The organism is Streptomyces azureus (assembly GCF_001270025.1).
In the GTDB taxonomy this organism is placed as follows: domain Bacteria; phylum Actinomycetota; class Actinomycetes; order Streptomycetales; family Streptomycetaceae; genus Streptomyces; species Streptomyces azureus.
The window spans coordinates 88,032-96,942 of record NZ_DF968232.1; the positions used below are offsets into that span (position 1 = coordinate 88,032).

The following is an 8,911-nucleotide window of genomic DNA, read 5'->3' on the forward strand; positions in this document are numbered from 1 at the left end:
GCGCCATCGGGAGTTTTGAACGCGTTCAAACATGAGGATCGGCCGACGGCCGCGGACGACCTCGTACGGCGGCTCCGCAGCCGTGGCGTGAGATGAGCTCTGGTCAGCCCTGCTTCCTGCCCTGCTCCAAGGCCTTGCCGGTCATGTCGGTGACCTGCCCGGCCGGGGGCGTGTCCGCTTCCACCTCGGTGCCGAAGTCGGTGAAGTCCATGACCGTGCGCACCGTGACCCGCTGAGGCGAGGGCGAGGCGTCGGTGGAGGACCGCTCCGTCGACCCCGGTGCGGACTTGAGGGTCATGTCGACCTGCTGACGGCGCATGCGGCCCTCTTCGTCGAGCCACACGTCCATCGGCAGAGTCGGGCCGACCTGCTGGCGCAGCGCGTCGCCGTTGGGCAGCTCGGCGACGTCGACGGAGACGCGGTAGTGCGTGGTCTCGACGCCGTCGATCGTGGCCGTGCCCTTCTTGGTCACGTCCTTTTCGGTGATCGCCTTCGCGTACGCCGCGGACTGCGCCGGATCGCTCATGGACCGGTCGCCCGCGCCCTGCTGTGCGGAGACCTTCCCCAGGTCGATCTTGATCCAGGGCTTGCCGCCCGGCGCCTGCCCCTGGGGCATCTTCTGGTACAGCACCTGATCGACCACCCGCTGCTCGATCCGCTGCCCCTGCACCGTGAGCGTCATGACGCTGTCGCCGTTGTCCAGGTCCACGGCGCCCTGGCCGTTCGCGGACTCCGAGGCGCCCTGGGCCGAGGTCTGCACCCGCAGCCTCACCTTGGCGGTGTCCTCCTCGGTCGTCCTGTCGTAGGCGGAGCGCACCGCCTGCGTGCCCTGCTCCTGTGTGTTGCCCTGCGCCGAGGAACCCCGTGCGCCGTCACCCGTGCCGTCGTCGTCGCCGCAGCCGACCAGCACCGTGCCGGCCAGCACACCGGCGACGCCTAAGGCGCAGACCTTCCTGCCGTTGCCTGCCGTGCCCATCGAACCAGCTCCTCTCAGGTGTGATGCGACCCAAGTGCCCATGCCGGGCATGAACACACTTGTGTGCTCGAAGAGTTGGTTTCCGGGAGGATTCCGTCCCCGGCCGGTGCGCTCGGCGCGAACCCGGTCAGCGGCGCCCGCGGAGCTTGCCCAGCAGCCGCTGGGCCTGGGCCCGCTTGCGAGGATCGGCGGCGGCCCGCCGTGCCTGCTCGGTGGCGCGCCGCCCCTGCGGGCTCCGGGCGAACTGCTTGATGCGATTCAGGATGCCGGCCATGATGCACTTCCCTCGTGTTGTGACGTCGTCTTGTCTGTAGCTCGTTTACCCCTCCGACGAGGTGCTCAGCCCTTCGGCCGCCCGGACGGTGCGCGACCGAACGTGTTTGCCGCCGGAGTCAGAGGCAAGTCGGAGTCCATGACCGAAGAGAACAAGCGCACGAATCAGAAGCCGACCACCATACGGGCGACGGAGTCCAAGACCCGTCGCACCGCGGACAAGGCGACCGCGCCGACGGCCCAGGCCACGAAGCGCGCGTCGGCCAAGGCCGATGACGCGGCGTCAGCCGTCAAGGCCGGCGCCGAACGCTCCGCCGAGACGACGACGGCGGCCGCGCAGACCGCGGCCAGGAGTGTCGAGGCGGGCCGCCAGGCCGTCGTCGCGGCCTCGGGCCAGGTCGCCGCCACGGCGAAGACGGCCTGGACGGCGATCGCCCACCGCAAGGCCGTCGCCGCGGGCGTCGGGGCCGGCCTGACCGCCCTGAGCGCCGCGTCGTACGCGGTGGGACGCCGCGCGGGACGCCACACGCACGGCCCGCTCACCCGGCTCACCGGCGGGCGGATCTGACCCGAGGCGAGGGCGCTCGGCAGGACGCCCACAAGGCCGGAAGGCGGCGCGGCGCATCACCGGGCGTCCCGGTGGTACGCGGCGCCGCCTCCTTGTGGTGCGGGCGCGGTCCGGCGGTTCGCCGCGTGGCCTGGCGCACATCCTGCCCTCACAGCGGTGCCCCTCTCGCGCGTGACGGCTGTGACGAGGAAGGATGAGAGCGCAAGCGAAGGATCACACCCATGTGGAGGAGCGGGCCCATGCAGCACGAGCGAGCGGGCAGTCCGGCCGGTCCCGAAGATCTCGTCGACGTCGCTCGGCTGGTCACCGCGTACTACGCGCTCCACCCCGACCTGGACGACCCGGGGCAGCGCGTCACGTTCGGGACCTCCGGACACCGCGGAACCTCACTGGCCGGCGCTTTCAACGACGACCACATCGCCGCGACCAGCCAGGCCATCTGCGAGTACCGCGCGGCCCAGGGCATCGACGGCCCGCTGTTCCTGGGCGCCGACACCCATGCTCTCTCGGAGCCCGCGCGGGTCACCGCGCTGGAGGTGTTCGCCGCCAACGAGGTGACGGTGCTGATCGACGACGCGGACGGCTACACGCCGACTCCGGCCGTCTCGCACGCCATCCTCACCCACAACCGCGGCCGTACCACCGGCCTCGCGGACGGCGTCGTGGTCACCCCGTCCCACAACCCGCCCGCCGACGGGGGGTTCAAGTACAACCCGCCCAGCGGCGGCCCGGCCGCCTCCGACGCGACCTCCTGGATCCAGGACCGGGCGAACGAGATCATCCGCGGCGGCCTGAAGGACGTCCGGCGCATCCCCCACGCCCGGGCCCTCGCCGCGGCCACCACCGGCCGCTACGACTTCCTGGGCACCTACGTCACCGACCTGCCCGGCGTGCTCGACCTGGACGCGATCCGCGCGGCCGGGGTGCGCATCGGAGCGGACCCGCTGGGAGGGGCGTCCGTCGCCTACTGGGGCCGGATCGCCGAACAGCACGGCCTCGACCTCACCGTGGTCAACCCGCACACCGACCCCACCTGGCGGTTCATGACGCTGGACTGGGACGGCAAGATCCGCATGGACTGCTCGTCGCCGTACGCCATGGCCTCCCTCATCGAGCAGCGCGACCGCTTCGACGTCGCCACCGGCAACGACGCCGACGCCGACCGGCACGGCATCGTCACCCCGGACGCGGGCCTGATGAACCCCAACCACTACCTCGCCGTCGCCATCTCCTACCTGTACGCCCACCGCGACCGCTGGCCCGCCGCCGCCGGTGTCGGCAAGACCCTGGTCTCCTCCGCCATGATCGACCGGGTCGCCGCCGACCTCGGCCGCGAACTGGCCGAGGTGCCCGTCGGGTTCAAGTGGTTCGTGGACGGGCTGGTCGACGGCACCATCGGCTTCGGCGGAGAGGAGTCGGCCGGGGCGTCCTTCCTGCGCAGGGACGGCTCCGTGTGGACGACCGACAAGGACGGCATCATCCTGGCGCTGCTCGCCTCCGAGATCACCGCGGTCACCGGAAAGACCCCGTCGGAGCACTACGCCGCACTGACCGCCCGCTTCGGCGAACCGGCGTACGCGCGGATCGACGCCCCGGCGTCCCGCGAGGAGAAGGCCCTGCTCGCCAAGCTCTCCCCGGCGCAGGTCAGCGCGGACACCCTGGCCGGGGACGCCGTCACCGCGGTGCTCACCGAAGCTCCCGGCAACGGCGCACCCATCGGCGGCATCAAGGTGACCACCGACAACGCCTGGTTCGCGGCCCGGCCCTCGGGCACCGAGGACGTCTACAAGATCTACGCCGAGTCGTTCCGCGGCCCCGACCACCTCCGTCAGGTCCAGGAGGAGGCCAAGACCGTGGTGCTGACGGCGCTTTCCAGCTGAGCACCGGCACGCGACGGCCCGGGCCACATCACGGTGGCCCGGGCCGGGTGGGCTTCAGCTCCGCAGGCTGTGGGCGGGCAGGACGGCATGCGCCGCCGAGGAGAGCGCGTCCTCGTCGGACGTGAAGGCGGCCGGCGTATCGACGGCGCCGGGCTCGGCGCCCTCCGGCCACGGGCGGGCGGTGAGGATGAGGCAGGCGTATCCGAGTTCGGCCCGGTCTCCGGCGGGACGAACCGGGACTCGAGGTGCTGCACGGTCAGGACGGCCGACCCGGGCACGACCAGCAGGCCGACCGGCAGACTCGGCCGCCCGGTCGCGTGGACGAGGCCCTCGCCCGGGGGAGGCCGGCGCCGGTCAGCAACTGCTCGATGGCCTTCGACGTGGCCTCGGGGCCGTTCGCACCGTCTCCGAGGAAGCAGGCCAGGAGGTACGGGACGTCCCCGCCGGGGGTCGTGCCCCGCCAGGACAGGACGACGAAGGAGCCCAGGTCGTCGGTGTGCACAGGCTGCGTTTCGGCTGAGATCGAGGTCACCGCGGAACCGTATCGGCGCACCGGCGGGCACCCGGCCCTCTCACCCGACTGGACCACGCCCCGCCGGGCTCTCCACAGGAACGAGGGCACATCTCCCGCGGGTACCGGTTCGCCGGGGTGGAACGCGATGCAGGACACTGGGAGAAGATCCGACCCGGGAAGGACCGTCACGTGATCATCTTCGGCACCAAGGGGTACCTGTACCAGCTGGCGATACTGACGCTGGTCTGCGGCCAGTGCGGCAACCCCGCCGCGCACACGCTCAGGAAGCGCGTCACGAAGTTCACGCTGTTCTTCGTGCCGCTGTTCCCGATCTCGACGAAGTACCTCACCCAGTGCACCTTCTGCGGTGCGGAACAGAAGGTGACCAAGGAACAGGCGGAGCAGTTGCAGGCCCAGAGCGAGAGCGGCGACGGCGGCCAGACGTACGGGCAGCCGCAGCAGCAGCACCGGTTCTGAGCCGGCCGGCCGTCCCGGGGCGGGGAGGTGCTCAGCCGGTCGTGAGCACCTCGTCCGCCAGGCCAAGGTGCCGCCGGAAGGCGTCGCGCCCCTGATCCGTCAGCCGCACGACGCGGGAGCCGTCGCCGTGCACGAGCCAGGACGCCTCCAGCGCGCGGTGGAACACGGCCGCGGCCACCGCGCCCGCCACATGAAGGCGCTGCTCGGTCCAGTCCAGGCAGGTACGCACATGCGGACGGCCCGCCGCCCCCACCGCCCCGTCCGCGATCCCGATGCCCGTCAGCCATGCCGCGCCGGACGCGGTGAGGGCCGGGCCGGACTCCCAGGACAACAGCCCACGAGCGGTCATGGCATCGGTCATCGCCACGGCGAGGGAGCCGCCGAGATGGTCGTAGCAGACGCGGGCGAAGCCGACGGCGCGGTGCCTGCGGGCAGCGGTGAGCGAACGGACCGGGACCAGCCGGCGGGGCGCCCTGGCCGCCAGTGCCTCGATCATCTCCGCGATGCCGGCATCCGCCAGCCGCACATAACGGTGCCGGCCCCGGCGCTCCTGAGCCAGCAGACCACCGGTCACCAGCCGGTTCAGATGGCTCGTGGCCGTGGACGGCGCGACACCGGCGACGCGGGCCACCTCGGAGGCCGTCCAGGCCCGGCCGTCGAGCAGGGCGAGACAGATCGCGGCGCGCGTGCGATCGGCCAGCAGCGCCCCCAGTGAGGCGAGATCCGGTTCTTCGGCATGGACGTCGGGGCTGGTCACCGACCGATTGTCCCCGGCCGACACTTCGACGCGCATCGAAACGTCCCGCCCGTAGCGTCCTGGGCCATGACGACCGACACCCACCGTGTGATCCAGCCCAGCGTCCTCTACTTCGGTACGCCCGTCGTGCTGCTGACCACCGAGAACGACGACGGCTCCTGCAATCTCGCCCCGATCTCCTCCGCATGGGCCCTGGGACAGCACATCGTCCTGGGCATCGGCAGCGAGAGCCGGACCGTGCGCAACCTCGCCGAGCGCCCGGAGCTCGTGATCAACATCGCCTCGCCCGAGCTGTGGGAGCACGTGGAACGCCTCGCACCGCTCACCGGGGCCCACCCCGTGCCGGAGGCCAAGCGGGCGCTGTACCGCTACGAGCCGGACAAGTTCGCGGCGGCCGGACTCACTCCCGCCGCTGCCGACCTCGTGAAGCCGCCGCGTGTGGCCGAGTGCGCCCTCCAGTTGGAGGCCCGGGCGCGCGCGTTGACACCCGGCGGAGCGGGTCTCTTCTTCAGCGTCGAGTGCGAGGTCCTGCGCGTCCACGCCGCCGACCGCGTCGTCGTGGCCGGCACCCACCACATCGACCCGGCCGTCTGGAGCCCGCTCATCTACAACTTCCGCCACTACCACGGCCTTACCCCCGAGCTCGGTCACGGCTTCCGTTCGGAGACGGCGAGGGCCACGGCCCCCGTCGCCTCCTGACCCGCCCGCACCGAACCCACGAGCTGACCTCTTCGCCCGGTCACGGCGCGGGCGTCGGCCCGTCCGCCCGGCGGCGCCGTTCCAGCAGCAGCGCCGCACCTGTGGCGACCGCCCCGGCGCCCTCCCACAGGCCGACACCGACGAAGACACCCGGCGCTCTCCCGCTGAGCGCCGCGACGGTGAAGACCGTGCAGGTGAGCAGCCGGAACGGAACGGTCCACCGGAAGAAGGCCCGCCAGTCGGCCAGCGCCGCCAGCACGTAGTACACGCCCATGTTGAGCGCCGCCATGGACGACGCCATTAGGAACGCGGGCGTGAAGTCCCCGGCAGCACGCTCGCCCGGGGCGGCCAGACCCAGCAGCGACAACTGCGTGGCCGGTGAGACCAGGCCCACCGCCCCGAGGGCGGCGGCGAGCACACCGAAGACGGCCATGGTCCAGCCGGAAACCGAGCGGGGGAGACGCACGCCGGGATCGTATCCATGTTCGACCGGCGGCCGGGCCGGTTCCGTTCGCTTTCCCGGACGGCACCGAACCGTGTGGCAACCGGAAGATCCCGGGTACTCGTCCCGCGGGCCCGGACCTGTGTGGGCCGATGGGCCTCCAGCAGTCGATCAGGAAAACGGAGGCGAACAGATGAGCACCGTCAAGGAAACCGTGGAAGTCGACGTCCCTATCCACACTGCCTACAACCAGTGGACGCAGTTCGAGGAGTTCCCGAACTTCATGGAGGGCGTCGAGGAGGTAAGGCAGCTCGACGACCGTCACAACCACTGGACCACCAAGATCGGCGGAGTACGGCGCGAGTTCGACACCGAGATCGTCGACCAGCTGCCCGACGAGCGTGTCACTTGGCGCACGACCAGCGGAGACACCCACCAGAAGGGCACTGTCCGCTTCCAGCGCCTGGACGACACCCACACCCGGGTGGAGCTTGTGATGGACGTCGAGCCCAGCGGCGCCGTGGAGAAGGCCGGGGACGTGCTCGGCGCGATCGACCGCCAGATCAAGGGCGACATGAAGCGCTTCAAGCAGTACATCGAGAAGCGCGGCGGCGAGTCCGGCGCCTGGCGCGGACGCATCCAGCCGGGCGGCGGCACCGGTCCCACCCCCCTCTGACACCCAGGCCCCGACCCGGCCTCCACCACAGACCCGGTGGAGGCCGGGTTCTCTTGTGCCCGCCCTGGTCCTCGGTGCGCCCTCGTTCCTGATGCGCTCGTGTCCCCGACGCGAGGAATGTGTGGCGTTTCGGCCATCTCAGTGACATGCACCTGTCCAAGTCGGTCTGCTGGTGGCACGCTGCCCTCTGGTTCGCAGCGACACCCCTGCCTGACCGGGTGGATGCCCACCACCCGGCCCCCACAGCAGAAGGAGACCGCGTGACAGGCATACCTCGTAGCCTTCGCTCCTCCGGCAGCGGCACCCGCGTTCGTCGCACCGTCCTCGGCGCACTCGCCGGCGTCGCCGCGCTGCTGGCGACCGGCGTCACCGCCACACCGGCGAACGCCGCGCCCGACCCGGGAACGGTGGCGCCCTCGGCGCAGGAACGCGCCCTCGACTTCTGGACTCCCCAGCGGATGCGCGCGGCCACCCCGCTCGACGTCCTGTCCGTCGACCGCTCCGACGTGCGGGCCTCGGACATCCGCAAGGGCAAGGCGACCGTCGTGGCACCCAGCACACCCGCCTCCGACGTCGGCCCCCTGGCGATCCCCCACGGCGGCGGCCCGTGGACCGGGGGCGGAGCGGTGACCAAGACCGCCGGGCGGGTGTTCTTCACCTACCAGGGGCGCACGGCCTCCTGCTCCGGCAACGCCGTCACCAGCGCCAACAAGAGCACCGTGATCACCGCGGGCCACTGCGTGAAGATGGAGGGCGCCTGGCACACCAACTGGGTGTTCGTGCCCGGCTACCACGACGGGCAGCGCCCGTACGGCACCTGGACCGCGTCCAGGATCCTTTCCACGCCGCAGTGGACGGCCAGCGAGGACATCAACTACGACATCGGCGCTGCCGTGGTCGCCCCGCTGGACGGCAAGAAGCTGACCGACGTCGTCGGAGGCCAGGGCTTGGCCTTCAACACCGGCTACAGCAAGGCCATGTACGCCTTCGGCTTCCCCGCCGCCGCTCCCTACGACGGTGAGAAGTTCATCTACTGCAGCGGCACCACCTACCGCGACTTCCTGCTCTCCAGCGACCACGGTCTGACCTGCAACATGACCGGCGGCTCCAGCGGCGGCCCGTGGTTCACCCAGTTCAACGAGGCCACCGGGACCGGGCTGCAGTCCTCGGTGAACAGCTTCAAGTACAACTTCCTGCCCAACGCCATGTACGGCCCGTACTTCGGCGCGGACGCACAGAACCTCTACCAGAGCGCCCAGTCGTCCTGAGCCATCGGCCGGCCGGGAGCCGGGTCCTCCTCCGGACGGTGGGGGAGGCCCCGGCTCACGGCGTCGCCGCGAAGAGAAGCTGCGCTGCGGCCGGGTCGCCACCGAACCCCCGGACGGCGCCGGGGTGTCCGCCCATGAGCCGGCCGCGTGGCGGTTCAGTGAGCCGCGCACCCGGCTCACGCCCGAGCTGCTGCTGGCCGAGGTCCGCGACACCATCGACCAGCTCAACGGACACCCGGACTCCACGGACCGCTGTCTGGCCGCCGTCGACGGGTTGCTCGCCGACCGGACCGAGCAGAACCGGCCCGCCGCCTAGGGCCTGTTGTGAAAGTGCTGGTCACAGCCACTCGTTGATGGCTGCGACCAGCACTGTCGCTTCGT

At 71.3% G+C, this 8,911-nt stretch carries 11 protein-coding genes and 2 pseudogenes; 7 read left to right on the forward strand and 6 right to left on the reverse strand.

Annotated elements, in window-relative coordinates; all coding sequences use genetic code 11:
• Window positions 1-103: 103 nt before the first annotated feature.
• On the reverse strand, window positions 104-976 hold the full coding sequence (locus AOQ53_RS10210) for a hypothetical protein (protein WP_059416675.1): 873 nt from the start codon (window positions 974-976) through the stop codon (window positions 104-106).
• A 127-nt stretch (window positions 977-1,103) separates the two neighbouring features.
• A complete protein-coding gene (locus AOQ53_RS44540) occupies window positions 1,104-1,250 on the reverse strand; it encodes a hypothetical protein (protein ID WP_167407405.1) in 147 nt (48 codons plus the stop codon).
• A 138-nt stretch (window positions 1,251-1,388) separates the two neighbouring features.
• Here AOQ53_RS44540 and AOQ53_RS10215 point away from each other — a divergent pair, with 138 nt between their 5' ends.
• Both AOQ53_RS10215 and pgm read left to right on the forward strand, forming a co-directional pair.
• On the forward strand, window positions 1,389-1,817 hold the full coding sequence (locus tag AOQ53_RS10215; protein ID WP_099054564.1) for a hypothetical protein: 429 nt from the start codon (window positions 1,389-1,391) through the stop codon (window positions 1,815-1,817).
• Between the two features lie 239 nt (window positions 1,818-2,056).
• The gene (gene pgm, locus AOQ53_RS10220) at window positions 2,057-3,697 is read left to right on the forward strand and encodes a phosphoglucomutase (alpha-D-glucose-1,6-bisphosphate-dependent) (protein ID WP_059416677.1); all 1,641 of its coding nucleotides are present in this window, start codon (window positions 2,057-2,059) and stop codon (window positions 3,695-3,697) included.
• 54 nt (window positions 3,698-3,751) lie between these two features.
• On the opposite strand, the gene AOQ53_RS47650 is transcribed toward pgm, so the two are convergent.
• Both AOQ53_RS47650 and AOQ53_RS47660 read right to left on the reverse strand, forming a co-directional pair.
• Window positions 3,752-3,886: a DUF5949 family protein gene (locus AOQ53_RS47650; protein WP_330219315.1), complete on the reverse strand. Its 135-nt coding sequence runs from the start codon at window positions 3,884-3,886 to the stop codon at window positions 3,752-3,754.
• Window positions 3,887-3,975: 89 nt separating this feature from the next.
• Window positions 3,976-4,487: pseudogene (locus AOQ53_RS47660) on the reverse strand (DUF5949 family protein); the annotation flags it as partial.
• Here AOQ53_RS47660 and AOQ53_RS10230 point away from each other — a divergent pair.
• The gene (locus AOQ53_RS10230) at window positions 4,401-4,688 is read left to right on the forward strand and encodes a zinc-ribbon domain-containing protein (RefSeq protein WP_059416678.1); all 288 of its coding nucleotides are present in this window, start codon (window positions 4,401-4,403) and stop codon (window positions 4,686-4,688) included. The pseudogene AOQ53_RS47660 and the gene AOQ53_RS10230 overlap by 87 nt on opposite strands.
• A 31-nt stretch (window positions 4,689-4,719) precedes the next feature.
• Here the strand turns inward: AOQ53_RS10230 and AOQ53_RS10235 are convergent, their stop codons facing one another.
• Window positions 4,720-5,445 (reverse strand): ArsR/SmtB family transcription factor, encoded by a 726-nt coding sequence (locus AOQ53_RS10235; RefSeq protein WP_059416693.1) that lies wholly within the window; start codon window positions 5,443-5,445, stop codon window positions 4,720-4,722.
• Between the two features lie 66 nt (window positions 5,446-5,511).
• Between AOQ53_RS10235 and AOQ53_RS10240 the strand changes: the two genes are divergently transcribed.
• On the forward strand, window positions 5,512-6,144 hold the full coding sequence (locus tag AOQ53_RS10240) for a flavin reductase family protein (RefSeq protein WP_059416679.1): 633 nt from the start codon (window positions 5,512-5,514) through the stop codon (window positions 6,142-6,144).
• Between the two features lie 40 nt (window positions 6,145-6,184).
• On the opposite strand, the gene AOQ53_RS10245 is transcribed toward AOQ53_RS10240, so the two are convergent.
• Window positions 6,185-6,577: a hypothetical protein gene (locus tag AOQ53_RS10245; RefSeq protein WP_059416680.1), complete on the reverse strand. Its 393-nt coding sequence runs from the start codon at window positions 6,575-6,577 to the stop codon at window positions 6,185-6,187.
• A gap of 202 nt (window positions 6,578-6,779) precedes the next feature.
• On the opposite strand from AOQ53_RS10245, the gene AOQ53_RS10250 reads away from it, so the two are divergent.
• From AOQ53_RS10250 to AOQ53_RS10260, 3 genes and pseudogenes are all read left to right on the forward strand, one after another.
• On the forward strand, window positions 6,780-7,262 hold the full coding sequence (locus AOQ53_RS10250; protein WP_059416681.1) for an SRPBCC family protein: 483 nt from the start codon (window positions 6,780-6,782) through the stop codon (window positions 7,260-7,262).
• A 260-nt stretch (window positions 7,263-7,522) separates the two neighbouring features.
• Window positions 7,523-8,530, forward strand: coding sequence for a trypsin-like serine peptidase (locus tag AOQ53_RS10255; RefSeq protein ID WP_059416682.1), 1,008 nt, complete (start codon window positions 7,523-7,525; stop codon window positions 8,528-8,530).
• Window positions 8,531-8,600: 70 nt separating this feature from the next.
• Window positions 8,601-8,843, forward strand: a pseudogene (locus AOQ53_RS10260) (DUF7638 domain-containing protein); the annotation flags it as partial.
• Window positions 8,844-8,911 lie beyond the last annotated feature (68 nt).

Excerpts from the sequence above, each read along its gene's own strand:
- AOQ53_RS10210 (WP_059416675.1), bottom strand. The coding sequence starts at position 976 with ATGGGCACGGCAGGCAACGGCAGGAAGGTCTGCGCCTTAGGCGTCGCC.
- AOQ53_RS44540 (WP_167407405.1), bottom strand. The coding sequence starts at position 1,250 with ATGGCCGGCATCCTGAATCGCATCAAGCAGTTCGCCCGGAGCCCGCAG.
- AOQ53_RS10215 (WP_099054564.1), top strand. The coding sequence starts at position 1,389 with ATGACCGAAGAGAACAAGCGCACGAATCAGAAGCCGACCACCATACGG.
- pgm (WP_059416677.1), top strand. The coding sequence starts at position 2,057 with ATGCAGCACGAGCGAGCGGGCAGTCCGGCCGGTCCCGAAGATCTCGTC.
- AOQ53_RS10240 (WP_059416679.1), top strand. The coding sequence starts at position 5,512 with ATGACGACCGACACCCACCGTGTGATCCAGCCCAGCGTCCTCTACTTC.
- AOQ53_RS10245 (WP_059416680.1), bottom strand. The coding sequence starts at position 6,577 with ATGGCCGTCTTCGGTGTGCTCGCCGCCGCCCTCGGGGCGGTGGGCCTG.
- AOQ53_RS10250 (WP_059416681.1), top strand. The coding sequence starts at position 6,780 with ATGAGCACCGTCAAGGAAACCGTGGAAGTCGACGTCCCTATCCACACT.